Source organism: Streptomyces sp. NPDC001515 (assembly GCF_053597115.1).
Genome location: NZ_JBSFHN010000006.1, coordinates 169,486 through 195,840 on the forward strand (window position 1 = coordinate 169,486; position 26,355 = coordinate 195,840).

20 protein-coding genes and 1 pseudogene are annotated in these 26,355 nt (G+C 69.2%); 8 read left to right on the forward strand and 13 right to left on the reverse strand.

Going from position 1 to position 26,355, the window contains the following annotated elements; genetic code table 11:
* Positions 1-9 precede the first annotated feature (9 nt).
* The 3 genes from ACWCXC_RS09595 to ACWCXC_RS09605 form a co-directional block, all read right to left on the reverse strand.
* The gene (locus ACWCXC_RS09595; protein WP_450685129.1) at positions 10-984 is read right to left on the reverse strand and encodes an ABC transporter permease; all 975 of its coding nucleotides are present in this window, start codon (positions 982-984) and stop codon (positions 10-12) included.
* Positions 977-1,900 carry an ABC transporter permease gene (locus tag ACWCXC_RS09600; RefSeq protein WP_450685128.1) on the reverse strand — a complete coding sequence of 308 codons (924 nt, stop codon included), beginning with the start codon at positions 1,898-1,900 and terminating at the stop codon, positions 977-979. The genes ACWCXC_RS09595 and ACWCXC_RS09600 overlap by 8 nt, the downstream gene beginning before the upstream one ends.
* 120 nt (positions 1,901-2,020) lie before the next feature.
* Positions 2,021-3,652, reverse strand: a complete 1,632-nt coding sequence (locus ACWCXC_RS09605; RefSeq protein WP_450887780.1) for a peptide ABC transporter substrate-binding protein — start codon at positions 3,650-3,652, stop codon at positions 2,021-2,023.
* A 402-nt stretch (positions 3,653-4,054) separates the two neighbouring features.
* Here ACWCXC_RS09605 and ACWCXC_RS09610 point away from each other — a divergent pair, with 402 nt between their 5' ends.
* From ACWCXC_RS09610 to ACWCXC_RS09635, 6 genes are all read left to right on the forward strand, one after another.
* On the forward strand, positions 4,055-5,089 hold the full coding sequence (locus ACWCXC_RS09610; RefSeq protein ID WP_450685126.1) for an ABC transporter permease: 1,035 nt from the start codon (positions 4,055-4,057) through the stop codon (positions 5,087-5,089).
* 59 nt (positions 5,090-5,148) lie between these two features.
* The gene (locus tag ACWCXC_RS09615) at positions 5,149-6,918 is read left to right on the forward strand and encodes an ABC transporter substrate-binding protein (RefSeq protein WP_450685125.1); all 1,770 of its coding nucleotides are present in this window, start codon (positions 5,149-5,151) and stop codon (positions 6,916-6,918) included.
* Positions 6,919-7,045: 127 nt separating this feature from the next.
* A complete protein-coding gene (locus ACWCXC_RS09620) occupies positions 7,046-8,026 on the forward strand; it encodes an ABC transporter permease (protein ID WP_450685124.1) in 981 nt (326 codons plus the stop codon).
* Positions 8,027-8,084: 58 nt separating this feature from the next.
* The gene (locus tag ACWCXC_RS09625) at positions 8,085-9,125 is read left to right on the forward strand and encodes an ABC transporter ATP-binding protein (protein WP_450887783.1); all 1,041 of its coding nucleotides are present in this window, start codon (positions 8,085-8,087) and stop codon (positions 9,123-9,125) included.
* Between the two features lie 26 nt (positions 9,126-9,151).
* A complete protein-coding gene (locus ACWCXC_RS09630; protein WP_450685122.1) occupies positions 9,152-10,222 on the forward strand; it encodes an ABC transporter ATP-binding protein in 1,071 nt (356 codons plus the stop codon).
* Positions 10,223-10,484: 262 nt separating this feature from the next.
* Complete coding sequence (locus ACWCXC_RS09635; protein WP_450887785.1) at positions 10,485-11,018, forward strand: hypothetical protein; 534 nt, start codon at positions 10,485-10,487, stop codon at positions 11,016-11,018.
* 81 nt (positions 11,019-11,099) lie between these two features.
* Here ACWCXC_RS09635 and ACWCXC_RS09640 read toward each other — a convergent pair whose 3' ends face one another.
* From ACWCXC_RS09640 to ACWCXC_RS09670, 7 genes are all read right to left on the reverse strand, one after another.
* On the reverse strand, positions 11,100-12,242 hold the full coding sequence (locus ACWCXC_RS09640; protein WP_450685120.1) for an ABC transporter ATP-binding protein: 1,143 nt from the start codon (positions 12,240-12,242) through the stop codon (positions 11,100-11,102).
* The gene (locus tag ACWCXC_RS09645; RefSeq protein WP_450685119.1) at positions 12,235-13,293 is read right to left on the reverse strand and encodes an ABC transporter ATP-binding protein; all 1,059 of its coding nucleotides are present in this window, start codon (positions 13,291-13,293) and stop codon (positions 12,235-12,237) included. Before ACWCXC_RS09645 ends, ACWCXC_RS09640 begins: the two co-directional genes overlap by 8 nt.
* 11 nt (positions 13,294-13,304) lie before the next feature.
* Positions 13,305-14,252 (reverse strand): ABC transporter permease, encoded by a 948-nt coding sequence (locus tag ACWCXC_RS09650; RefSeq protein ID WP_450685118.1) that lies wholly within the window; start codon positions 14,250-14,252, stop codon positions 13,305-13,307.
* Positions 14,245-15,177, reverse strand: a complete 933-nt coding sequence (locus tag ACWCXC_RS09655) for an ABC transporter permease (RefSeq protein WP_383635400.1) — start codon at positions 15,175-15,177, stop codon at positions 14,245-14,247. Before ACWCXC_RS09655 ends, ACWCXC_RS09650 begins: the two co-directional genes overlap by 8 nt.
* A gap of 170 nt (positions 15,178-15,347) precedes the next feature.
* Positions 15,348-16,988 (reverse strand): peptide ABC transporter substrate-binding protein, encoded by a 1,641-nt coding sequence (locus ACWCXC_RS09660; RefSeq protein ID WP_450685117.1) that lies wholly within the window; start codon positions 16,986-16,988, stop codon positions 15,348-15,350.
* Positions 16,989-17,447: 459 nt separating this feature from the next.
* On the reverse strand, positions 17,448-19,322 hold the full coding sequence (gene typA / locus ACWCXC_RS09665) for a translational GTPase TypA (protein ID WP_383634564.1): 1,875 nt from the start codon (positions 19,320-19,322) through the stop codon (positions 17,448-17,450).
* A 405-nt stretch (positions 19,323-19,727) separates the two neighbouring features.
* A complete protein-coding gene (locus ACWCXC_RS09670; protein ID WP_450887788.1) occupies positions 19,728-22,082 on the reverse strand; it encodes an ABC transporter family substrate-binding protein in 2,355 nt (784 codons plus the stop codon).
* A 206-nt stretch (positions 22,083-22,288) separates the two neighbouring features.
* On the opposite strand from ACWCXC_RS09670, the pseudogene ACWCXC_RS09675 reads away from it, so the two are divergent.
* Positions 22,289-22,471, forward strand: a pseudogene (locus ACWCXC_RS09675) (succinate dehydrogenase/fumarate reductase iron-sulfur subunit); the annotation flags it as partial.
* A gap of 83 nt (positions 22,472-22,554) precedes the next feature.
* On the opposite strand, the gene ACWCXC_RS09680 reads toward ACWCXC_RS09675, so the two are convergent.
* Together ACWCXC_RS09680 and ACWCXC_RS09685 are read right to left on the reverse strand one after the other, a co-directional pair.
* Positions 22,555-23,109, reverse strand: a complete 555-nt coding sequence (locus ACWCXC_RS09680; protein ID WP_450887790.1) for an isochorismatase family protein — start codon at positions 23,107-23,109, stop codon at positions 22,555-22,557.
* 67 nt (positions 23,110-23,176) lie between these two features.
* Entirely contained in the window at positions 23,177-23,629 is a 453-nt protein-coding gene (locus tag ACWCXC_RS09685; protein ID WP_450887792.1) for a MarR family winged helix-turn-helix transcriptional regulator, read from the reverse strand.
* A 193-nt stretch (positions 23,630-23,822) separates the two neighbouring features.
* Here ACWCXC_RS09685 and ACWCXC_RS09690 point away from each other — a divergent pair, with 193 nt between their 5' ends.
* Positions 23,823-24,878 (forward strand): LacI family DNA-binding transcriptional regulator, encoded by a 1,056-nt coding sequence (locus tag ACWCXC_RS09690; RefSeq protein ID WP_450887794.1) that lies wholly within the window; start codon positions 23,823-23,825, stop codon positions 24,876-24,878.
* 258 nt (positions 24,879-25,136) lie between these two features.
* Here ACWCXC_RS09690 and ACWCXC_RS09695 read toward each other — a convergent pair whose 3' ends face one another.
* Positions 25,137-26,117, reverse strand: a complete 981-nt coding sequence (locus tag ACWCXC_RS09695) for an acetylxylan esterase (RefSeq protein WP_450683567.1) — start codon at positions 26,115-26,117, stop codon at positions 25,137-25,139.
* Positions 26,118-26,355 lie beyond the last annotated feature (238 nt).

Sequence of the window (26,355 nt, forward strand, 5' to 3'; positions counted from 1 at the left end):
GCGGACTCCTCAGCGCAGCTTGGGGTCGAGGGCGTCGCGCACCGCGTCGCCGAGCATGATGAACGCGAGCACGGTGACCGCCAGCGCTCCGGCCGGCCAGAGGAGCATGTGCGGGGCGTTGCGGATGTACTGGGACGCGGCCGAGATGTCGATGCCCCAGGAGACGGCCGGCGGCTTCAGGCCGACGCCGAGGAAGGACAGCGTCGCCTCCAGGGAGATGTACGTGCCCAGGGCGATGGTCGCCACGACGATGACCGGGGCGACGGCGTTCGGGGCGATGTGGCGCAGCATCATCCGCCCGTTGGAGGCGCCGAGCGCGCGGGCGGCCTGGACGTAGTCGTTGTGCTTGGCGGTGATCACGGAGCCGCGGGCGATGCGGGCGATCTGCGGCCAGCCCAGCAGCACGATGAAGCCGATGACCGGCCAGACGGTGGAGCTGGTGACCACGGAGAGGAAGACCAGGCCGCCGAGGACGACCGGGATGCCGAAGAAGATGTCGGTGAGCCGCGAGAGGATGGCGTCCCACGCGCCCCCGAAGAATCCGGCCAGACCGCCGAGGATGCTGCCGATCAGGGAGACCCCGATGGTGGAGCAGATGCCGACGGTCACGGAGTTGCGGGCGCCGTGGACCACGCGGGTGTAGACGTCGCAGCCCTGGCCGTCGAAGCCGAAGGGGTGGCCGGGCTGGGAGCCCTGCTGGGCCTTGCCGAGGTCGCAGTCGAGCGGGTCGCCGGAGGCGATGAGCTGCGGCCAGATCGAGATGATCACCAGGAACAGGATGATCAGCGCGGAGATGATGAAGACCGGGTTGCGGCGCAGATCGCGCCAGGCGTCGGACCACAGGCTCTGCGGTTTGGTGTCGGGTCCGGTGCCCCGGGGTCCGCCGGGCGTCTTCTCCAGGGTGTCGCCCTCGTCGAGGGCGAGGTCCATCGTCGCCCCCGCTCCGGCCGACGAGATCGCCTCGTCCGGTGTCTGGTCAGGCATAGCGGATCCTCGGGTCGAGTACGGCGTACAGGAGGTCGACGATCAGGTTCGCGGCGAGGAAGACCAGGACCAGCACGGTGACGAAGCCGACGACCGTCTGCGAGTTCTGGCGCAGGATGCCCTGGTAGAGCTGGTAGCCGACGCCGTGGATGTTGAAGATCCGCTCCGTGACGATCGCCCCGCCCATGAGGGCGCCGACGTCCGTGCCGATGAAGGTGACGACGGGGATCAGCGAGTTGCGCAGCAGGTGCCGGACGACGACGCGGCGCCGGGGCAGGCCCTTGGCGACGGCGGTGCGGACGTAGTCGGCACGGGCGTTCTCGGCGATCGAGGTGCGGGTGAGCCGGGTGACGTAGGCCAGGGAGACGGAGGCCACGACGAGCCCGGGGATGAGCAGCTCGTTCAGCGGGGCCTCGGGGGACACCGACGGTTTGATGACGCCCCACTGCACGCCGAGCAGAAGCTGGAGGAGCAGACCGGTGACGAAGGTCGGGATGGAGATGACGATCAGGGTGAGGATCAGCACGGTGGTGTCGACGGGCCGGCCGCGGCGCAGGCCGGTGACGACGCCGAGGCTGATGCCGATGACGATCTCGAAGACGATCGCGACGAGGGTGAGGCGGATGGTGATGGGGAACGCGGTCCCCATCAGTTCGGTGACCTTCTGGCCGTTGAACGCCGTACCGAAGTCGCCGGTGAAGACGTTCCCCATGTAGGTCAGGTACTGCTGCCACACGGGCTTGTCGAGGCCGAATTCCGAACGGAGTTGGGCGGCGGTCGCCGGGTCGCACTGGCGGTCGCCGCAGAGACCCGCGATGGGGTCACCCATCACGTTCACCATGAGGAAGATCAGCAGCGTGGTGCCGAAGAAGACCGGGATCATCTGCAGCAGCCGCCGGATCACATAACGTCCCATGAAGGGCTCCGGGGGTCGCGGGGTCGGGGGCTCGGGGGGTCGGGGGCGGTCACGGGGACGGGAAGGCCGGGTGGCCGGTGCTCCGGAGGGACCCGGGCACCGGCCACCCGGCCCGGTCCGCTACTTGACCTTGATCTGCTCGTACACCGGGACGCTGAACTGGTTCAGCGAGACGTTGGTGACCCTGTCCGAGTAGCCGGCGCTGCCGTTCTGGTACCAGAGCGGGATGACCGGCATCTGCTCGACCATGACCTTCTCGGCGTCCTGGAAGGTGGAGACGGCCTTCGCCTTGTCGGACTCGGCGTTGGCCTTGTTGACGAGGTCGTCGAACTGCTTGTTGCTCCACTTGCCGTCGTTGGACGAGGCGTTGGTGTAGTAGACGGGCTGGAGGAAGTTCTGGATGAGCGGGTAGTCCATCTGCCAGCCCGCGCGCCAGGCGCCGTGCAGCTTCTGCTGGGAGACCTGGCTGCGGAAGTCGGCGAAGGTGCCGACCGGGGCGCCGACGCAGGCCTTGTTGTTGCCCATGACCTTGTTGATGCTGTTGCAGACGGCGTCGACCCATTCCTTGTGGGAGCCGGTGTCCGCGTTGTACGAGATCTTGAGCTGGCCGCCCGGGATGCCGCCGCCGTCCTGGATCATCTTCTTGGCCTCGGCGGCGTTGTACGTGCACTCCTTGCCGCACAGGCCCTTCTTGAAGCCGCCGTCGTCGCCGAGGACCGGGGAGGTCCAGTCGGAGGCGGGGGTGCGGGTCTTCTGGAAGATCTGATCGGTGATCTGCGGGCGGTTGATCGCCATCGAGAGGCCCTGGCGGACCTTCACGGCCCCCGGGGTGTTCCACTGCGGGTCGTAGAACGGGAAGGCGAGCGTCTGGATGATGCCGGCCGGGGTGTTGATGTAGCGGTCGCCGAGGTCCGACTTGACGTTCTTGAGCTGGGAGGCGGGCACGTCGTCGACCAGGTCGAGGTTGCCGGCGGTCAGGTCGGTGTAGGCGGTGTTGTTGTCGGTGTAGACCTTGAGGTCGATGCCGCCGTTCTGCGCCTTGTCGTCGCCGGGGTAGTCGTCCCACTTGCGCAGGCTCATCGAGGAGCCCTTGGTGTATTTGTCGATGGTGTACGGGCCGTTCCCGATCGGCTTGGACACCCAGGCGGCGTGGTCCGTGAAGAATGCCTTGGGCAGCGGCGCGAAGGCGGGGTAGCCGAGGGTGTCGGGCCAGAGCGAGAACTTCTGCGACAGCTTGACGGTGAACGTCATGTCGTTGACGACCTTGAGGCCCGACATCGTGGTGGCGCTGGCCGAGCCGCTGTCGGGGTGGACCTTGGTGTAGCCGTCGATGTAGCCGAAGAAGTAGGCGTTCTTCTGGTTGTTCTTCAGCAGGGCGCCGTAGTTCCACGCGTCGACGAAGGACTTGGCGGTGATCTTCTCGCCGTTGCTGAAGGTCCAGCCGTCCTTGACGGTGACGGTGAAGTTCTGGTTGTCCTTGGTCTCGATCTTGTCGGCGAGCATGTTCGTCGCCTCGCCGGTCTTCGGGTCGTACTTCTTGAGACCCCGGAAGATCATGTCGAGGACCTTGCCGCCCTGCACCTCGTTGGTGTTGGCCGGCTCCAGCGGGTTCTGCGGGTCACCCCACGAAGAGCTCACGATCCCGTCGGCACCACCGCCGCCACTGCCACTGTCCCCTCCGCCGCAGGCCGTCGCCGCCAGGGCTACGGCCACCGCGCATGCGGCCCACTTGACCTGTGTGGCTCCGCGCATGGAGTGCCTCCTCTTCCTGCTCCGTCTCACTTGGGGTCAAATATCACCTCATAGCGGAATCTGTGCATCCGTACGACGGCCGAATGGTGTGACTCCGCCGTCCGGGTGACCGCACGCCTTCGGCCATTCCCGGCACCGGAGCGCCTCGACCCGGATAACGAAACGGACACACCAGGGATCGGACGCAGAGGTCCGGATTGCACCGATGCGCCGGGGTCGGACGACGGACTGTCCAGATGACGGACGATCAAGATTTGACAAGTTCGGGTCAAGAACCTAAAGACCGCGTATGGACTTCCACAGCCGATTGACCGCTGTCAACCGGGTTGATTGGGTCCAACCCAACCTCTTCTTCACACTCCTCCCACCGGGAGGAGGCGTTCGCACGGGGACAGGAGCACGATGACCACGCCATCCCCGGCCCCCGGTCTGTCGGTGGACTTGACACCCATCGACCCGATCGGGGAGACCCGGCTGCCCGACAGCACCACCAAGGGCGCTGACGCCAGGAGTCCGGGCCGCCTCGCCTGGATCCGCTTCAAGCGCGACAAGACCGGCGTGGTGTCCGCCTTCATCGTCGTGTTCTTCTTCGTGATCGCGCTGGCCGCGCCCCTGATCGCGAAGCTGTACGGCAAGAACCCGTACGCCACGTACGGTCAGGACATACCCGGCCTGCTCAACGAGTTCGCCTACCCGATCAAGCCCAACGGCGGGATCAGCGGCGACTTCTGGTTCGGCATCGAACCCCAACTCGGCCGCGACGTCTTCACGTTCCTGCTGTACGGCATCCGCACCTCGCTGCTGATCGCGACCGCGACCACCCTGCTGGTGACGGTCATCGGCGTGATCGTCGGCACCACCGCGGGCTATCTGGGCGGCCGGACGGACTACCTCGTGGGCCGGATCATCGACATCCTGCTCTCGTTCCCGTCGACGCTCTTCTTCATCGCCTTCATGCCCGTCGTCTACAGCCTCTTCGTGGGGCCCGACGACGAGATCCCGACCTCGCTGCGGGCCACCTCGCTGATCCTGGTGCTCACGGCCTTCGGCTGGGCCTCCATGGCCCGTCTGCTGCGCGGGCAGGTCCTGGCCCTGCGCGAGCGGGAGTTCGTCGAGGCGGCCAAGGTCACCGGCGCCTCGCCCACCCGGATCATCTTCCGGGAGCTGCTGCCGAACCTCTGGACGCCGATCCTCATCCAGGCGACGCTCGCGCTCCCCGCCTTCGTGACGGCCGAGGCCGGTCTGGCCTTCCTCGGCGTCGGCATCATCGACCCGACCCCGGACTGGGGCGTGATGATCCAGCGCGGCGCGTCCTTCTACACGGACGACATCACCTTCATGCTCTTCCCGGGCATCTCCATGATCGTGTTCGTGCTCGCCTTCAATCTGCTCGGCGACTCCGTACGCGACGCCCTCGACCCGAAGTCCAAGGGCTGACCCGCGTTCCGCCCGCCCTCGTACGTGCCCCGTCCCTCGACCCTAAGGATCGATCCGCCATGTCCTTCTCCCGCAGAAACTTCGTGATAGCCACCGGGGTGGCCGCCGCCTCCACCACCCTCCTGAGCGCGTGCAGCAGCGGTGACGCGGGCGGCGGCGGAAAGGGCGGCACGTCCAAGGCGCCCAAGGTCAGCGGCGCCAAGAAGGACGCGATCCTGGTCGGCACCAAGGCCGACTCCACCGGCCCGGCCCCCGAGGTCCCGGGCGCCGTCAAGGGCGGCACCATCTACACGATGGACCAGATCGACTGCGACCACCTGGACCCGGCGCAGATCTGGTCCTCGTACGAGGGCTATCTGACCCCGCTCTTCATGCGCGGCCTGGTCGGCTACAAGGTCGCCATGGACGGGACGACCACCCTGGTCGGCGACCTCGCCACGGACGCGGGCACCACCAAGGACGGCGGCAAGACCTGGTCGTTCACGCTCAAGGAGGGCGTGAAGTGGCAGGACGGCACCGACATCTCGATGGACGACGTCCGCCACACCTTCGAGCGGCTCTTCGCCAAGTTCGTCACCTTCGGCCCGCGCTACCCGCAGCAGTGGCTGGTCGGCGGCGACAAGTACAAGGGCCCCTACGAGGGCAAGCACCTCGACTCGATCGAGATCCAGGGCCGCACGGTCACCTTCCACCTCACCGAGGCCCGCGGCGACTTCAACTTCACCCTGGGCATGCGCGCGTTCTCCATGGTCCCGAAGGCGAAGGACACCAAGGAGGACTACGACAAGCAGCCCTTCTCCTGCGGCCCGTACAAGATCGACAGCCGGAAGATCGGCAAGTCGATGGCGCTCTCCCGCAACGAGCACTGGGACCCGGCGACGGACCCGATCCGCAACGCGTACCCGGACAAGTTCCTGCTCCAGTTCGGCTTCCAGTCGCTGGCGTCCACGGACCGCTACATCGCCGACCAGGGCAACGACCAGCACACCCTGTCGATGCTCAACGAGATCGCCCCCGAGCGCATCCAGAAGGTCCTGGGCGACCCGGCGCTGAAGAAGCGGGTCCTCACCCACCTCGACGCCGCGACGTACTACTACGCGATCAACACCAAGCGCATCACCGACGTCAAGGTCCGCCAGGCGCTCAACTACGCCTGGCCCGCGCAGCAGACCCAGCTGATCCGCGGCGGCGCGGCCTCCTCGGAGATCGCCACCACGATCATCAGCCCGCTCACCCCGGGCCACGCCGACTTCGACATCTACGGCAAGAAGGCCAAGCCCGCGGGCGACCCGGAGAAGGCCAAGGCGCTGCTGAAGGAGGCCGGCAAGGAGGGCCAGAAGATCGTCATCGCCTTCCAGCAGTCCGACAACCAGGTCAAGCAGGCCGTCGCGATCAAGGCGGCGCTGACCAAGGCCGGCTTCGACGTGGTGACCAAGCAGGTCGACAAGACCTCCTTCTACAGCCAGATCGCCCAGATCGACAACCACTTCGACATGTTCGCGGCCGGCTGGTCGGCGGACTGGCCGGGCGGCTACACCGCCCTCCAGCCGACCTTCGACGGCCGGGTCATCGCCGACGGCGCCTCCAACTGGCCGCAGCTGAACGACGCGAGCGTCAACCGCGCCATCGACGCCGCCGCGAAGATCACCGACGTCGACGAGGCCAACAAGGCGTGGGGCGCGATCGACCGCCAGATCATGGAGCTCGCGGCCTGCGTGCCCGACTACTGGCCGATCCGCAACTGGCTGCACGGCTCCAAGGTCGGCGGCATGGTCTACGACTCCGGCAACACCGGCATCGCCATCACCAAGCTGTTCGCCATGCCGTAGCACTCCCGCGGGGGAGGGCGCCTCGACCGGGCGTCCTCCCCCGCCACGGCCCCGGGGGTGCCCGACCCCGGCACCCCTCCCGTCCACCCACCTCGGCGACGGCGCCGCACCCGGAAAGCCACGGCCCATGTTTCGCTTCCTGATCCGCCGCGTGACCGGCGCTCTCGTCATCCTGCTGATCATCAGCGCCCTCACCTTCTACCTCTTCTACGCGATCCCCCGCGACCCCGCGCGGCTCGCCTGCGGCAAGGTCTGCACCCCGGAACTGCTCACCCAGATCAAGCAGAACCTGGGGATCGCCGATCCGATGCCCGTCCAGTACTGGCACTGGCTGACCGGGATCTTCCTGGGCCGCGACTACGGGAACTACGGCCACTGCCCGGCCCCCTGCCTCGGCTACTCCTTCACCAACCGCCAGCCCGTCTTCGGCACGATCATGGACCGGCTGCCGCTGACCCTCTCCCTGGCGCTGGGCGCGGCCGTCTTCTTCGTGGTCTTCGGCGTCGGCGCGGGCATGCTGGCCGCGGTCAAGCACGGCAAGGCGCTGGACAAGATCGCCAGCTCGCTCTCGCTGCTGGGCTCCTCGCTCCAGATCTACTTCGTCGGCTACATCGCGATGTTCCTGCTGGTCCAGCAGATGAACCTGCTGGAGCAGCCCTCGTACACCCCGTTCACCGAGAACCCGGCGAAATGGGCCTCGGGGCTGCTGCTCCCCTGGCTGGTGCTGTCGATCATCTTCACGGCGAACTACACCCGCATGACCCGCTCGCAACTGGTCGAACAGCTCAGCGAGGACTATGTGCGCACCGCGCGGGCGAAGGGCCTGTCGCGGCGGTCGGTGTTCTTCCGCTTCGCCTGGCGCGGGGCGATGGGTCCGATCGTCACGATCTTCGGCATCGACCTGGGCACCCTGATCGGCGGGGCCATCATCACCGAGGCCACCTTCAGCCTCCAGGGGCTGGGGCAGTTGTCGGTGCAGTCGGTCGACCGGAGCGATCTGCCCATGCTGCTCGGCGTCACCGTCGTCGCCGCCGGGGCGATCGTCTTCGCCAACATCGTCGTGGACGCCGTCTACGGCCTCATCGACCCCCGGATCCGCCTCGCCTGACCCCGCTCCCCCGTTCCGGCCCACCCCTGCCTCCCGCACCATCCCCTGGAGCGTCCCCGTGACGAGCACCGACCAGCAGCCCCCGCTTCTGTCCGTCAAGGACCTGCACGTCCACTTCTCGACCGAGGACGGCGTCGTCAAGGCCGTCGACGGTCTCTCCTTCGACGTGGAGAAGGGCAAGACCCTCGGCATCGTCGGCGAGTCCGGCTCCGGCAAGTCGGTCACCAACCTGTCCGTGCTGGGGCTGCACGATCCCGACCACACCGAGATCGAGGGCGAGATCCTGCTCGACGGCAAGGACCTGCTGACCGCGTCGGAGCGGGAGCTGGAGCGGCTGCGCGGCAACAGGATGGCCATGATCTTCCAGGACGCGCTGGCCTCGCTGTCGCCGTACCACACGATCGGCCGGCAGATCGGGGAGGCGTACCGCAAGCACACCGGGGCCTCCAAGCGCGAGGCGCGGGCGCGGGCCGTGGAGATGCTCACCAAGGTGGGCATCCCGCAGCCGGACCTGCGGGTGGACGACTATCCGCACCAGTTCTCCGGCGGCATGCGCCAGCGCGCGATGATCGCCATGTCGCTGGTCTGCGACCCGGCGCTGCTGATCGCGGACGAGCCCACCACCGCGCTCGACGTCACCGTCCAGGCCCAGATCATGGACCTGCTCAAGGACCTCCAGCAGGAGTTCGGCACCTCGATCGTCTTCATCACGCACGATCTCGGGGTCATCGCCGACATCGCGGACGACGTGCTGGTGATGTACGGCGGGCGGTGCGTGGAGCGCGGGACCAAGGAGCAGGTGCTGCGCGCTCCGCAGCATCCGTACACCTGGGGTCTGCTGGGCTCCATGCCGAGCCTCCGGGGCCCGCTGGACGTGCCGCTCTCACCGATCCCCGGCACCCCGCCGAGCCTGCTCAACCCTCCGACGGGATGCCGTTTCCACCCCCGGTGCACCTTCACCGAGCAGGTGGGCGGGGGGCGCTGCGCGAGCGAGCAGCCGCCGCTCGACGTGGTGGACGGACGCGGGGCCGCCTGCCACCTGACCGCGCAGCAGCGCACCGGGTTCTTCGCCGAACTCGCCGCCATCCGGCCCAACTGACGTACAAGAGACGGGATTTCCCTACGATGAGCAGCACCGGTCCCCTCCTGGAAGTCTCCGGGCTCACCAAGCACTTCCCCATCAAGGGCGGGTTCCCGATCCGGCGGACGATCGGGGCCGTCCAGGCCGTGGACGGTCTGGACTTCACGATCGGCGCGGGCGAGAGCCTGGGCCTGGTCGGCGAGTCCGGCTGCGGCAAGTCGACGACGGGCCGGCTGATCACCCGGCTGCTGGAGCCGACCCGGGGCCGGATCTCCTACCGGGGGCAGGACATCACCCACGCCTCCCGCAAGGAGCTGGCCCCGATCCGGTCCGAGATCCAGATGATCTTCCAGGACCCCTACGCCTCGCTGAACCCGCGCCAGACGGTCGGCAAGATCGTCGCCGCGCCGATGGAGATCAACGGCATCGAGCCGCCCGGCGGCCGGGAGGCCCGGGTCCGGGAGTTGCTGGAGACCGTCGGGCTCAACCCGGAGCACTACAACCGCTTCCCGCACGAGTTCTCCGGCGGCCAGCGCCAGCGCATCGGGGTGGCCCGCGCGCTGGCCCTGGAGCCGAAGCTGATCGTCGCGGACGAGCCGGTCTCGGCGCTGGACGTGTCGATCCAGGCGCAGGTGGTGAACCTGCTCCAGAAGCTCCGCGAGGAGCTGGGGATCGCGTTCCTCTTCATCGCCCACGATCTGGCGATCGTGCGGCACTTCTCGCAGCGGGTGGCCGTGATGTACCTCGGCCGGATCGTGGAGATCGCGGACCGCGAGGACCTGTACGGCAGCCCCCGCCACCCGTACACCCGGGCGCTGCTCTCCGCCGTCCCCGAGCCCACCGCCGAGGACGAGCCGGTCATCGAGCGGGTCCGGCTCACCGGGGACGTCCCCTCCCCCGTCAACCCGCCGTCGGGCTGTCGCTTCCGCACCCGTTGCTGGAAGGCGACCGACACCTGCGCGACCGAGGAGCCGCCGCTGGTGCGGGTCCAGGGCGGCCGTGAGGGCCATCTGACCGCCTGCCACTACCCGGAGGAGCCCAGCGCCGCCGCCACGGCCGTACCGACGGCACGCACGGCGCCCGCCGGCCCGCTGCCCGGCCCGAAGAAGGAATAGGACGCGCCGGCCTGTTGACCCGAGCCCCTGCGAGCCCTGTTCCCCGGGTACGGGGAGAGGCGCCCGGAACCCGATGGTTCCGGGCGCCTTCGCGTTGCGGGGACGGGCCCTTCGGGACGCCGTCGTGACCGGTCCGGGACGGAATGGGCACTTCCTCATCCCAATGCTCAACAGTCCCTCAAGTCCCCTTTGCCACACGGTAATTGGCTCATAACGTGTGACGCGCAGCGCACAGGAAAGCCCGCATTCCAGGAGGATCCGCGTGAAGCGCGTCATCAGTACCGTTATCACCACCGCACTGCTCGGTGCGGGAGTCGTCGCCGGCGCCGCGGCCCCGGCGTCGGCCCGGGTCAAGTGCGACGACACGCCGATCTACTCGATCGGCGACAAGAAGACCGTCTGGCGCGCCACCCAGGTCCACAGCGACTGGGCGAGACCGGGCGTGACCATCAGCTACGCCAAGAACAAGACCGGCTCCTGGACCGCCACCGGGACGGCCACCATCGGCGCCGAGGCCGGCGTGATCTTCGCCAAGGCGTCGACGTCCTTCAGCGTCTCCGTCGGCAAGACCTGGTCGAAGTCCGACACCTGGACCTACTCCGCCAAGGTCGCCAAGAAGAAGGGCAAGACCCGCGGCCGGCTGATGATGTACCACGAGGCCAAGGGCTTCAGCGTGACCAAGTACCGCATGATCCCCGTCTCCACCGGCTGCAAGAAGAGCAAGGTCTGGAAGAAGAGCAACAACATCGCCCCGGTCAAGCGCAACAACAACCTCTGGGCCATCCAGTACAAGTAGCCCCTCCGCGGGAAACACCGGACCCCCGGCGCCCTTGCGGGCGTCGGGGGTCCGGTGTGCCGGGAGGGCCCGGTGGACGCGTCAGGCCGCGCCCACCACGTCCTTCTCCTCGGCGAAGTGGCACGCCGACTCGTGGGCGGCGGGGGTGTCGGCCGACTTGAAGCGCTCCGGGATGGCCAGGAGCGGCATCTCCGTGGCGCACTTGTCCTGGGCCTTCCAGCAGCGGGTGCGGAAGCGGCAGCCCGACGGCGGGTTGGCCGGGGACGGGACGTCGCCGGTGAGGATGATCCGCTCGCGGCCCTCGCGGGCGTCCGGGTCGGGGACCGGGACCGCCGACAGCAGCGCCTGGGTGTAGGGGTGCGTCGGGTGGTCGTAGATCTGCGTGTCCGTACCGATCTCGGCCATCTTGCCGAGGTACATGACGCCGACCCGGTCCGAGATGTGCCGGACGATCGACAGGTCGTGCGCGATGAAGACGTAGGAGAGCTTGAACTCGTCCTGGAGCTTCTCCATCAGGTTGATGACCTGCGCCTGCACCGACACGTCGAGCGCGGAGACCGGCTCGTCGCAGATGATGATCTCCGGGTTGAGCGCGAGGCCGCGGGCGATGCCGATGCGCTGGCGCTGGCCGCCGGAGAACTGGTGCGGATAGCGGTTGATGTACTCCGGGTTGAGCCCGACCACGTCCAGGAGGTCCTGGACCTTGCGGCGCCGGTCGCCCTTGGGAGCCACCTCGGGGTGGATCTCGAAGGTCTCCCCGATGATGTCGCCGACCGTCATGCGCGGGTTCAGCGAGGTGTACGGGTCCTGGAACACCATCTGGATGTTGCGGCGCACGGCCTTCAGCGCGCGGCCGGACAGCTTGGTGATGTCCTGGCCCTTGAAGAAGACCTCGCCCGCGGTGGCCCGCTCCAGCGTCATCAGCAGCTTGGCGACGGTGGACTTGCCGCAGCCGGATTCACCGACGATGCCGAGCGTCTCGCCCGCGTACAGGTCGAACGAGATGCCGTCCACGGCCTTGACCGCGCCGACCTGCTTCTTGAACAGGATGCCCTGGGTCAGCGGGAAGTGCTTGACCAGGTTGCGGACCTGGAGGATCGGCTCGCCCTGCGAGACGGGCGCGTCGATGGCGGCGACGGCCTCCTCCTCGGTGGCCGCGTCGACGGTCTCCACTTCGGTGACGTTGGGGGTGGCGTCCACGGAATCCTTCTTGATGTCAGCCATGGATCGTCTCCTTCCAGAAGTGGCAGGCGCTGCCGCGGCCGGCCAGCTCGGTGCCGTCCTTCTCGGTCACCGGGCTGAGCACCGGGACGTCCGTACGGCAGATGTCCTGCGCGGCCGTGCAGCGCGGGTTGAACGCGCAGCCCGAGGGCACGTTGAGCAGGTTGGGCGGCAGACCCTTGATCGCGAAGAGCTCCTGGCCCTTCTGGTCCAGGCGCGGGATCGACGCCAGCAGACCCTTGGTGTACGGGTGTGCGGGGCGCTTGTAGATCTCGTGCACCGGAGCGGTCTCGACGATCCGGCCGGCGTACATCACCGCGATCTTGTCGGCGACGTCCGCGACGACACCCAGGTCGTGGGTGATGAGGATCAGGCCCATGTTGTACTCGCGCTGGAGCTCCGCGAGCAGGTCCATGACCTGCGCCTGGACGGTCACGTCGAGTGCGGTGGTCGGCTCGTCCGCGATGATCAGGTCCGGCTCCAGGGCCAGCGCCATGGCGATCATGATGCGCTGGCGCATACCGCCGGAGAACTGGTGCGGGTAGTCCGAGACCCGGGCCGCGGCGGCCGGGATCTTCACCTGGTCCATCAGCTCGATGGCCTTGGCGCGGGCTTCCTTCTTGGACAGGCCCTGGTGGACCCGGAACATCTCGCCGAGCTGGTAGCCGACGGTGAGGACCGGGTTCAGCGAGGACAGCGCGTCCTGGAAGATCATCGCGATCTTCTGGCCGCGGATCCTGCGGCGCTCCTCGTAGGACATCTTGAGCATGTCCTGGCCGCGGAACATGATCTCGCCCTGCGGGATCTTGCCGGGCGGCATGTCGAGGATGCCCATGATGGCCTGCGCCGTCACGGACTTGCCGGAGCCGGACTCACCGAGAACGGCGAGGGTCTCCCCGGCGTTCACGCTGTAGTTGACTCCGTTGACCGCCTTGGCCACACCGTCGCGGGTGTGGAACTCCACGTGCAGATCACGGACTTCGAGCAGCGGGCCGACGTAGTCGTCACCCGAGCGCGGGGACGGGACTGAGGCCGTCTTGTCGATGGTGGTCACGTTCGCCCTCCTTATCGCGACTTGGGGTCGAGGGCGTTGCGGACGGCTTCGCCGAGCATGATGAACGCCAGAACGGTGATGCTGAGCATGATCGACGGGTACAGCAGGATGTGCTGCGCGACGCGGATCTGAGCCGCGCCACCCGAGATGTCCATGCCCCAGGAGACGGTCGGCGCGGCCAGACCGAGACCCAGGTAGGACAGGGTCGCCTCGGCCGAGATGTAGACGCCGAGGGAGATGGTGGCGACGACGATCACGGGGGCCATGGCGTTGGGCAGGATGTGCCGGAAGAGGATCCGGCCGGTGCCCGCGCCCAGCGCCCTGGCGGCCTGCACGTAGTCCGACTGCTTGATCACGATCACCGCGCCACGCATGACACGCGCGATCTGCGTCCAGCCGAGGAACGCCAGGGCGAAGATGACCACCCAGATCGTCCGGTCGGTGAAGGACTGGAGCACGACCATGGCACCCAGGAGGAAGGGGATGCCGAGGAAGACGTTGGTGAAGAAGCCGGCGAGCAGCGCGTCGACCCAGCCGCCGAAGTAACCGGCGAGCATGCCGATCAGTCCGCCGAAGATCGTCACGAGGATCGTCACGCAGATGCCGACGGTGACCGAGGCCCGGGTGCCGTAGATGACGCGGGCGTAGACGCTGTGGCCCTGGCCGTCGTAGCCGAGCCAGCCCTCGGAGCCGATCTTGCCCAGCTCCGGCTTGCCCAGGTAGTGGTGCACCAGGTCGGCGGAGGTCGGCGAGGCGCTGGTGAACAGGCCCGGGAAGATCGCCATCACGACGAGGATGACGATCAGCACCGAGGAGATGATGAAGTACCAGTTGGAGCGCAGGTCACGCCAGGCGTCGCCCCACAGGCTGCGGGCCTTGTCGGCCTTCACGGGCGCCGACGGGTCCACGGCGGGGGTGGCGTCCTCGGGCGCGGGAGCGGTCTTGGTCACGTCAGGCATAACGGATCCTCGGGTCCAGGACCGCGTACAGCAGGTCGACTATGAGGCTCATGAGGAGATACACGAGCACCAGGATGGTCACGAGGCCGACGAGCGTCGTGCCCTCGCGCTTGACGATGGACTCGTAGATCGTGCCGCCGACGCCCTTGACGTTGAAGAGGCCCTCGGTGACGACCGCGCCGCCCATGAGGGCGCCCAGGTCCGTGCCGAGGAAGGTGATGACGGGAATCAGCGAGTTGCGCATCAGGTGCACGCCCACGATGCGGCGCTTGGGCAGACCCTTGGCGATGGCGGTGCGCATGTAGTCGGAGCGCAGGTTTTCGGCCATCGTCGTACGGGTGAGCCGCGCGATGTAGGCGAGGGAGAGGGAGCCCAGCACGATGGCGGGCGCCAGGAGTTCGCCCCACTTGGCGTCGCCCGAGACGTTCGGGTCGATCCAGCCGAGCTGGAAGGCGAAGACCGTCTTGACGATGAAGCCGAGGACGAAGACCGGGATCGAGATGATCAGCAGCGTGAAGACGAGGATCACGTTGTCGGTCAGCCGGCCGGCGCGCAGACCGGCGACGACACCGAGCGCGATGCCGATGACGATCTCGATGACGAACGCCATGCCGGCCAGCCGGAGGGTGACGGGGAACGCGTCGCCGAGCACGTCCGTGACGGGACGCCCACTGGCTATCTGCTCACCGAAATCGAAATGCAGGACGATGCCTGTCATGTAATTCCAGTACTGCTGCAGAATCGGAAGATCCAGACCCTTCTCGTGGCGGAGTCTCGCCAGGGTCGCCGGGTCCACTCCCTTGTCCCCGAAGAGCCCGCGCACGGGGTCGCCGGGCAGCGTGTAGACCATCAGGAAGATCAGCAGCGTTGTCCCGAGGAAGACCGGGATCATCTGGAGCAGTCGTCGTGCGACATAGCGCCCCATCATGCCTCCATGTAATAGGCAGGCGGCAGCCGACGGGCCCTCCCCCGCTCCGGCTCCCCCTGTGGGGTCGTCGGACACGTGGAAGGGCCCCCCGGCCACTGCCGTGCGGGCAGACGCGGACCGCTCGTCAGCGGCGGCCGCGCGTCTGCGCGCGGACTACGTAGGTGTGGTTACTTCTTGACTTCGATCTGGGTGAGGATCGGGTCGCCGTCCTGCGCGTAGTCCACGTTCTGGACCTTCTCCGAGTAGCCGGCGTTGACCTTGTAGTACCAGAGCGGGATGGAGGGCATGTAGTTCACCAGCTCCTTCTCGATCTTCTGGTAGGCCGCGACGGACTCGTCGAGGGAGGCGGCGGAGTCGGCCTTCTTGATCTCCGCGTCCAGGCCCTTGTTCGAGAAGTCACCCTGGTTACCGGCGGCACCGGTACGGAACAGGTCCGAGATGAAGTTCGCGTTCACCGGGTAGTCGAGCACCCAGCCGGAGCGGTACAGGGACTTGACCTGCTTGGCGTCACGGGCGTTGGTGTCGGCCTGGAAGTCGGCCTTCGAGTCGCCCACGCACGCGACGCCGGTCGCCTGCGTGATGCTGTTGCAGACCGCCTCGACCCATTCCTTGTGGCCGCCGTCGGCGTTGAACTGGATCGAGATCTTGTTGCCCGGGACGCCGCCGCCGTCCTTGATGAGCTGCTTGGCCTTCGCCGGGTCGTACTTGGTGACGTCGCCCGTGGCGTCCTTCTGGAAGCCGAGCACGCCCTGCGCGACCCAGCCGGTGGCGGGCTCACGGGTGCCCTGGAGCACCGTCTTGGTGATCGTGGCGCGGTCGATGCCCATCGACAGACCCTGGATGACCTTGGGGTCGATCTTCTTGAACTGGTCCGTGTAGAACGCCACGGCGATCGTCTGGATCGCGGAGTACGGCTTGTCCACGGCGCGGTCACCGAGGTCGGACCGGTAGACCGGGAGGTCCTTCGGGCCGATCTGGCGCAGCACGTCGACGTTGCCCGACTTCAGGTCCTCGTAGGCGGTCTCCAGGGTGGTGTAGTTCTTGAAGATCACACCACCGTTCTTCGCCTTGTCGAGACCCTTGTAGTCGTCGTTACGGACGACCTTGATCTGCTTCTTGTGGTCCCAGCTGACGAACTTGTAAGCGCCGTTGCCGACCGGCTTCTCACCGGCGGCCTTCGGGTCCGCGTAGAAGGACTCGGGCAGCGGCGAGAAGACCGTGTAGCCGAGCTTGTACGCGAAGTACGGCAGCGGGGCGTTCAGCTCGATGGTGAACGTGTAGTCGTCCACCTTCTTCAGACCGGACATGACGTCCGACTTCGGCTTGGCCTTGGCGTCGTCGGGGTGGACGTCGCTGAAGCCCTTGATGTCGCCGAACCAGGACGCGTTGGTCTGGTTGTTCTTGCTGTTGGCGGCCCAGTTCCACGCCTTGATGTAGGACTCGGCGGTGACGGGGGTGCCGTCGTGGAACTTCCAGTCCTTCTTGAGCTTGACCGTCCAGAGCTTGGAGTCCTTGGTGTCAACGGACTCGGCGTTGATCATCTCAAGCTTGCCGGACGGGTCGTAGTCGACCAGCTGCGAGAAGATCGCGTCGGTGACGATGCTGCCGTTCGACTCCATCGTGTTGGCCGGCTGCAGCGGGTTCTGCGGCTCACCGACCTCGACGGAGAAGATGCCGTCGGCGTTGACAGCGCCCTTGGCGCTGCCCTTGCCCTTGTCGGCGTCGTCGTCGCCGCCGCCACAGGCAGTCGCAGCCAGGGCGATGATGGCCGCTCCCGCGACCCACTTGGCGCTCTTGGCACCACGCATGGGTTTCCTCCTCATGAGTCCACTTTTGACTACAAGAAGGGCACTGGGTCGAATCACCGACACCCCTGACGGTGATCGTTTCAGTGCCCTTAGTGTGCTCGTGAGTCGGCACTCCCCACAGTGCGTGACCCATTGACCCGAGCTCAATGGAGCCAACTATTAAGTACGACTGGGCCGTAAACCACACTTAAAGGGTCTCGGTTTGACAACATCCACCGGCACCAAGGATCAAAATCCGGACAAACTGATCCCAGACAGACACCCCCGAAACGGACTGTTAACACACGTTTCGGAGAGCTACCTCCGATAATCGAACGGATGTGTCTCACATCGTGGACGAGTGGAGGCAAAATCGCTTGACCACGGCGCAGGGCCCCCACAGTGTCTGTGAGGGCCCTGGGCTTCTGCAATGCCTGACGCTGACGGATCGTCGGCCGGAAACGGCCTACCGGTGGCGGGTCAGTTGTGCTTGGCGCGCGAGGCGGCGCGACCGCGGTCCTTCTGGTCCAGGACGACCTTGCGGATACGCACGGTCTCCGGGGTCACCTCGATGCACTCGTCGTCGCGGCAGAACTCCAGGGACTGCTCCAGCGACAGCTTGCGGGCCGGGACCACGTTCTCCGTGGTGTCCGCGGAGGCCGCGCGCATGTTGGTGAGCTTCTTCTCCTTGGTGATGTTCACGTCCATGTCGTCGGCGCGCGAGTTCTCGCCGATGATCATGCCTTCGTAGACCTCGGTGCCGGCCTCGGTGAAGATGACGCCGCGCTCCTGGAGGTTGACCATGGCGAACGGCGTGACCGTGCCCGCGCGGTCGGCGACCAGCGAGCCGTTGTGACGGGTGCGCAGCTCGCCGAACCACGGCTCGTGGCCCTCGAAGATGGAGTGCGCGATGCCGGTGCCGCGGGTCTGGGTCAGGAACTCCGTACGGAAGCCGATGAGGCCGCGGGACGGAACGATCCACTCCATGCGGACCCAGCCCGAACCGTGGTTCGTCATGGTCTCCATGCGGCCCTTGCGGGTCGCCATCAGCTGCGTGATGGCGCCGAGGTGCTCCTCCGGCGAGTCGATCGTCATGCGCTCGATCGGCTCGTGGGTCTTGCCGTCGATCTGCTTGGTGACGACCTCGGGCTTGCCGACGGTCAGCTCGAAGCCCTCGCGGCGCATCTGCTCGACCAGGATGGCGAGCGCCAGCTCACCGCGGCCCTGGACCTCCCAGGCGTCGGGGCGCTCGGTGTCCAGGACGCGCAGCGAGACGTTACCGATCAGCTCGCGGTCGAGGCGGTCCTTGATCTGGCGGGCGGTGACCTTGTGGCCCTTGCCGCCCTTGCCGACGAGCGGCGAGGTGTTGGCACCGATGGTCATCGAGATGGCGGGCTCGTCGACCGTGATCAGCGGCAGCGCGATCGGGTTCTCGGTGTCGGCCAGGGTCTCGCCGATCATGATGTCCGGGATGCCGGCGATCGCGCAGATGTCGCCCGGACCGGCCTTCTCGGCCGGCTTGCGGGTGAGCGCCTCGGTCATCAGCAGCTCGGTGATGCGGACGTTGGACTGGGTGCCGTCGCGCTTGATCCAGGTGACCGTCTGGCCCTTGCGCAGCTCGCCCTGCTCGACCCGGCAGAGCGCGATACGGCCGAGGAAGTTGTCGGCGTCCAGGTTGGTGACGTGCGCCTGGAGCGGGGCCTCCTCGTCGTACTCGGGGGCCGGTACGGTGGAGAGGATGGTGTTGAAGAACGGCTCCAGGTTGGTGCTGTCCTGCGGGACCGTGCCGTCCTCCGGCTTGGTCAGCGAGGCGACACCGTCACGGGCGCAGGCGTAGACGATCGGGAACTCGATCTGGTCCTCGTCGGCGTCCAGGTCCAGGAAGAGGTCGTAGGTCTCGTCGATGACCTCGGCGATCCGGGAGTCCGGCCGGTCCGTCTTGTTGATGCAGAGGATGACCGGCAGCTTGGCGGTCAGCGCCTTGCGCAGCACGAAGCGGGTCTGCGGCAGCGGGCCCTCGGAGGCGTCCACCAGCAGCACCACCGCGTCCACCATCGACAGGCCGCGCTCGACCTCACCGCCGAAGTCGGCGTGGCCGGGGGTGTCGATGATGTTGATCGTGATGACGTCGCCGCCATCCTTGGGGTGGTACTTCACGGCCGTGTTCTTGGCCAGGATCGTGATGCCCTTCTCACGCTCCAGGTCGTTCGAGTCCATCATGCGGTCGTCGAGGGACTCGGCAGCGTGCGCGGCGAAGGAGCCGGCCTGCTTGAGCATGGCATCGACCAGCGTGGTCTTGCCGTGGTCGACGTGGGCGACGATGGCTACGTTACGGATGTCGTGGCGCGTGGGCATGGGTGGCTTGCGCTTCTCTCGGATCGGGGATTCAGGCGTCTTAGTCGGTCGTGAGTCCTCGTACGCCCGCCGGGCGGACGCGCCACGGCTCCTCCCATGGTACGGGCCTGCCGCCCCTGCGGCTTCCCGGGCAAGCGATACCGGCCATGGGGCGCCTGAGCGGGGCGGCCCCGGAGGGCGGGCGGCCGGGCAACTCCGGAGGTGGGGCTCCGAAGTCGCGGCTCCGTCGTGGGGGGTGGGGGACGGAGCGGACTCCGCGGCGCGGTCCTCGGGGTTGGGGCCCCGGGTCCTGGCAGGCGGCGGAGTGGTCACCCGGGTCGGCGGGTGGGCACAGCCTTGCCCGCCGGCAGGCCGGCGGGCAAGGGACTTGAGCTGCTTCTGAGCTTTCGATCAAGCGTTGACCTGCTACTTCTTGGGATGCGCGGGGGCTGGGGCGGCCTTCGGGGCCTTGAACCCGATGTCCTGGTAGTGCGGCGTCCCGAGGCCGAAGGCCCCGGCGTTGACCAGGTTCCGGCCGGTCGCGACCAGCTGCGGGCGCTGGTAGAGGGGGATGGACCCCGCGGCGGCCCAGATCCGGGCGTCGGCCTGCTTCATCAGCCGCTGGGCCTCCTCCTCGTCGAGGGTCGAGACGGCCTCGTCGAAGAGCTGGTCGATGTGGTCGGTGCCCACCCGGGTGTAGTTCTGCTCGACGAGCAGGGATCCGTCGGTGGCGGGCACCGGCTTCGCGAAAACGGGGCGGTCGTCGGTGGCCGGGTAGGCGGTGGCCGGCCAGGAGTACAGCGCCAGGTCGTAGTCGCCGGAGGCGATGTGGTCCTTGAAGTAGCTGTCGTCGGAGACCTTGGTGATCACGGTACGGATGCCGATGGTGTCGAGCATCGAGGCGATCCGGTCCCCGACGGTGCGCAGGGACTGCGAGCCGGGTCCGGACGGCAGGACGAAGCGGAGGGTCAGCGGCTTGCCGTTCTTGCCGAGCGGCCCGCGCGCCGAGTCGGCCGCCGGGGACGGGGCGGCGGTCCCGACGGGGGCGTAGGCACCGGCCGCGCCGCCGGGCTGCCGGTCCTGGGCGGTGACCCGGAACGGCGCGTCCTCGGAGGTGCCGGTCCCGCCGAGCCGGCCGGCCTGGCGGAGCACGGCCTCGCCCTGAAGGGCGGCGGCGGGGGCGGGCGCGATCGCGTGCGCCGCGGCGTCCCGGCCCTCGCCGGGCTTGCCGTCGTCCCCGACGATGTAGAGGCCGTCGTCCTTCGACGGCTCGTCCGCCGCCGTGCGGGGCTTGCCGTCGTCCTTCTCCCTGCCCTTCTCCTGCTCCTTGCTCCTGTCCTTCTCCTCCTTCTCCTTCTCCTCCTCCTTCTGGTGGTCGCTCTCGCTGCCGGCCTTCGTGCCGTCCGTCTTCGCCGCGCCCTCGCGGGTCCAGCCGGCGGCGGCCAGCAGCGCCTGGGCCTTCTCGGTGTCCTGGCCGCCGAGCGCCTCGCTGTTGTCCTTGTACGCGGGCTGCCCGGCGAGGGCCAGATGGCTGCCGAGCGGCTGGGCGGGCAGGCCGAGCGGCCCCAGGACCAGGTCGACGAGTTGCCGGCGGTCCAGGGCGCGGGCGACGGCGCGCCGGACCCGGTCGTCGGCGAGCGGTCCGGACTCGCCGTTCAGCGCGAGCTGGGTGTAGGCGGGCTCCAGGGACTTGCGGACCACATAGGCCCGCAGCTCCTTCTGTTCGGCGGCGTACACCTCGGCGGCCTCGGCCTGCTCGGCGCGGGCCGCCCGCGCCTCCTCGGCCGCCTCCTCGTCGGAGCCGTGCGCGAGCGCCCAGGACCGCAGGGCGGCGGCCGGGGTCAGCTCGGCGCCGGGGCCCGCGGCGGGCGGCGCGCCCGCGGTGGTGCCCCCGGCGGCCCGGGTGATGCGGTGGGCAACGGCCGCGTCGACGTCCGCGATGTCGACCGTGCCCTCGGTCAGCGCCTCGGTCCGGTCCTCCGGCCCGACCGCTGTGAAGACCAGCTCGTCCAGCTTGGCCCGGGAGCCCCACCAGCGCGGGTCGCGGGCCAGCGTGACGGAGCCCTCCTCCTTGTCCACCGCGCGCAGCCGGAAGGGGCCGGCGGTGGCCTTGAGGGTGGCGCGCGCCCCGTCGTTGAAGGCGTCCGGGGAACCGGTGACCTGCTTCGGGTAGAGCGGGGAGAAGAGGGAGCGCCAGTCCGCGTACGGCTTGGCGAAGGTGACCTTGACCTCCAGGTCGTCGGCGCCGCGCTCGATCTTCTCGATGCGGTCGTACCCGGCGTTGCGGGCGGTCCAGAACGCGGAGTCCTTGCCGCTCAGCGCGCGCCACTGGGCGACGAAGTCGGGGGCGCCGATCTCCCGGCCGTCGCTCCAGACGGCCTGCTGGTTGAGGCGGTAGAGCACGACCTGCCGGGGCTCGGTCTCGACCACCTTCGCGGACTCCAGATAGTCCGGGTTGAGCTGGGGGCGGCCCGTCGCGTCGAGCGGGAAGAGGGTGGGCAGCAGAGCGCCGGTGATCCTGGTGGTGGCGGCGTCGGCGTCGGCCTGGAAGGCGTTGAGGGTGGCGGGCATCGCGTCGATCGCCCAGGTGACCGTGCCCCCGTCGGCGACGCGGGCGCGGGCGGCGGGGGCGATGTCCTGCGGGACGACGGTGGCGGCCGGGGTGTCGTCGTGGTCCGCGCTGCAGCCGGCCAGGACGGGGAGGGCGAGCACCCCCGTGGTGAGCAGGGCGAGCGAGCGGCGCTTTCGGGATGTCCCGCGCGGGACGCCGACGTGGGACATGACTGACTACCTCCGGGGACGGCCCGGCCCACCTGCCTACGCAAATGAGCCGGATGATGCGTTTTGGTGGCATTTGCAGTTGATCACACTGATTCCGTCCGTCCACTGAAGGCGCCCGCGCGCGGGAGTGCACGCGGACACGGCGGACGCCCCCGCGAAGCTCACCCGGGCGGCGGAGTGCGGGCAGCGGCCGGAAAGCGATGCGCATGACCCGGATGTCGGTCTTCGACCGCGACGAGACGAGCACGGTCACCCCACCGCGGGCCTTCCCCGTGGTGCGCGATCTCGTGACGGACGTGTCGTTCGACTACGCCAGGGCGCGGGAGGTGCCGGCCTTCGTGCCGCCGGAGGGCGTGGCACCCGGCGAGTACCGGATGCGGCAGGCGGATCCGGCGCCGCGACGCCTCGTCCTGAGCCGGTACGGCCGTGCGGCGGCCCCGCCCCGAGGAGCGGGCCGCCGCACGGTCCGGGCTCAGCCGAGCAGCTTGACGATCGCGTCCGTGGTGTCGGTCTCGCCCAGGCGCGGGAAGATCCGGGCGAGGCTGTTGTCGTGGGCCTCGGCGCTCATGTCGGTCATGGCGTCGGTGGCGAGGGTGACGTGGTAGCCGTGCTCGTGCGCGGCGCGGGCGGTGGACTCCACGCCGATGCTGGTGGCGATGCCGGCCAGGACGACCTGGGTGATGCCCCGGCGGCGCAGCCGGAGGTCGAGGTCGGTGCCGTAGAAGGCGCCCCACTGCTGCTTGGTGACGACGATGTCGTCCTCGCGCGGGCCCAGTTCGGGGACGATCTCGGCCCAGTCGGCGGCCGGGGCACCGCCGGAGCGGGCGGGTCCTTCCGTGCGGCCGGGGGCGCCCCCGGTGACCCGGACCAGGACGACCGGGAGGCCCTTGGCCCGGAAGGCGTCCGCGAGCGTCTCGGCACGGGCGACGACCTCGGCGGCGGGGTGGGCGGTGGGCAGTCCCACGATGCCCTTCTGGAGGTCGACGACGATCAGCGCGGTGGCCGGGTCGAGCGTGGTGGCGGTCATACGGGGGCTCCTTGCGGGGTGGTGCCTGAGGACGAGGCGGTGGTACGTGGCGGGCGCGGCCGGCCGGTCAGGCGCCGATCAGCCGCTCGACGAGCGCGACCGCCTCGGCGACCGTGCGCCGCTCGGCCCCGTCGAGCCCGTCGGCGACCGCCTCGGCCAGCCAGTCGCGCTTGGCGGCGCGCACCCGGGCCAGGGCGGCCCGGCCCGGGTCCGTGAGGGAGATGACGGACTTGCGGCCGTCGGCCGGATCGGGCGACCGCGCGACGAGTCCCTGCTCCTCCAGCGCGCCCAGGGTCAGCCGCATGGACTGCGGGCGGACGAACTCGGCGCGGGCCAGACCGGCCGTGGTGGTGGGGCCCATGTCGTGGAGCCGCGCCAGCGCGGAGCGCTGGGTCGGTGTCAGCAGGCTCTCGGAGGAGGTCGAGCGCAGCCGGCGCACCAGCCGGCCGACCACGGAGGCGAGCTGGTCCGCCACCTCCTCGGGGGTCGGGTCGGGGGCGGTTGCCTGGGGTCGGGCCATGGCCCCACCGTAGGAGATGCGCAGGAAATCTTGCAAGGCAGCCTGTCAATCTCGACCGGGACGATTCATCCCGTTCCCGGTCACCCTTGCTCTTGACACGGCCCGCGATCTAGGGTGAATGCGCTTTCAAAACGTGTGCGCGGACCTCCGTCGCGGCACGTCGGTACGGAAGAAGAAGCGGACGGTCGGTCGAGTGAGCGCCCCTACGGTGTACGACGTCGCGGAGCGGTCGGGCGTCTCCATCGCCACGGTGTCCCGGGTCTACCGGACCCCCGATTCGGTGCGCGCGCAGACCCGTGAGCGGGTCCTGGAGGCCGCCCGGGAGCTGGGTTACGTGCCGAGCGGGAACGCCCGGGGCCTGGCGAGCCGGACGACCGGGGTGCTCGGGCTCTGCTTCCCGGACTACGCGGACCCGGACGCCGAGGCGGACGCGGAGGCCGACAGCGACGCCGACGACGCGGTAATGCTCTACTCCGACCAGATCATCCGGGGCATGGAGCGGGCCGCCCGCCGCCACGGGTACGCGCTGCTGATCGCCGCCTCCCTGGAGGGCGGTCCGGAGTCCCTGGTCGCGAAGGTCGCCGGGCGGGTCGACGGTTTCGCCGTGCTGGCCCAGACCGTGCCGACCGAGGACCTGGAGGTGATCTCGCGCCGACTGCCCGTGGTGATGCTCGCCGGCCCCCGCGAGATAGACCACCTCGACCACATCGTCGTCGCCAACGAGGAGGGCGAGCGCGAACTGGCCCGCCATCTCATCGAGGACCACGGGCTGCACCGGCTCGCCTTCGTGGCGGGCGAGACCGACTCGCCGGACTCGGAGGCCCGCTTCCGCGGCTTCCGCGAGGCCTGCCGGGACGCCGGGCTGCCGGTGCCCGACGCGCCTGCGCTGCGCACGCCGATGATGAAGCAGGCCGAGGGCGCCGCCGCCGCCGAGGCGCTGCTCGACCGGGGCGGGGAGCCGCCCGAGGCGATGCTCTTCGCCAACGACCAGATGGCGGTGGGCGCCCTGCGCGCGCTCGCCCGGCGCGGGGTGCGGGTGCCGCAGGACATGGCGGTGACCGGCTTCGACGGAATCCCGCTCAGCCGGATCGTCCAGCCGCCGCTCACCACGGTCCGCCAGCCGATCCGGCAGCTGGGCGAGCAGGCCGTCGAGCTGCTGGTCGAGCGCCTGAACAACACCGGCCGCGAGCCGGTCTCCCTCACCCTCCCGGTCACCCCGGTCCGCCGGGCGAGCTGCGGCTGCGGCTGAGGGGGCGGGGGCGGGGCCCGCCCCCTCGGCGCGGGGCCCCCGCGCCCCCGCCCCAGCACGCGGCGGGACGAAGCCCGCTCGGGCCCCCGCAGCGCTCGCCCGGCCCCCGCCGCGCGAGCCGCGACCGACGAGGGCGAGGCCCGCGGCAGGCCGGCGCCACCGCGCCCCCGCCGCCGCGCCCGCCGTCCCACCGGCGCCTCCGCCCGCGCCGCGCCGCCCCGACGCGCGCGCCGGGGCTCGCGTACCGCCGTACCGCCCCTACGCCAGGTGCGTGCCGAAGAACTCTCGCCGGGCCGCCACCAGCGCGGCCACCTCGGCCGCCAGGCCCTCGTGCTCGAAGTGGCCGGCCGTGAGGACCAGCAGCTCCGTCGGGCCCGCGAGGGCGTTGTGCACGGCGAACTGGCCGGGCGGCGGCACGTACGGGTCGAAGAGCGCGGCGGCCACGAGCGTCGGCAGCTCCACGAACCCGGCGGCGGTGGCGGCGTCGAAGTAGCGGAGCACCTCCACGACCTCGGGGTGGTCCGCGTGGTAGCCGCGCACGGCCTCGCCGCTGCCCGCACAGGGGAGCGTGAGCCGCAGCGGGTGGTTGCCGAAGGTGGGGACGGTCAGCTGCGCCGCGGCGAACCGGGGGTCCCACGGCAGGGCCAGCGCGCCGAGGCCGCCGCCGAAGCTCTCGCCGAGATAGCCCAGCCGCCCCGGGCCCGCGAGCTCGGGCACCAGCTCCTGGAGCGCGGAGGCCGCGCACCACAGGTCGGCCACGCAGTCGCCGATGACATAGGTGTCGCGCGAGGCGATGCCGTGCAGGACATGGGCCGAGGAGACCTCGGGTATGCCCTCGACGGTGCCCCGGGTCACCATGCCCCGGACGCACGGCAGGATCGCGGCCGAGCCGGGCAGCGGCAGCGGCACCTCCGGGCCGGGCTCCTGCCGGCCGCCGTACCCGTGCCCGATGACGAAGCCGTGGCGCACCGGTCCGGACTCCAGCGGCAGGGCCACCCAGCCGCCGAGCCGGACCCCGCCGACCGAGGTGTACGTCACCGAGTGGATCCGGACCCCGTCGCGCTCCTCTTCCACCGGGCCGAGCTCCGGCTCCGTGGCCACCGCGAGGGCGGCCTCGTAGCGGGCCCGCCAGAAGTCCGCGAAGTCGTCGGGGGCGGGCGGGGCGGGCACGGCCCTCAGGTCGTCGAGCGTGTGCCCGTAGGCCGGGTCAAAAGGGAAGTCATGCGCAAACGAAGTCATGATCACGACACTATCCCGCCTCCGCTCCGGACCGCCGGGGTGTCCACCGGGGCCCGTACCAATCATGCGTAATCGGTCACATCACCCTCTTTCACCCCCACACCCCCCGTACCGTTTCAAGCTGACCCATGACGTGACCGGCATGTTGCACGAGTGTGACCTAGCACCCTCTTGCGGATTTCCGAATCTCTGCCGCAGAGTGATGTATGCGCTTACAGGCAGCGCATACATCCGGATT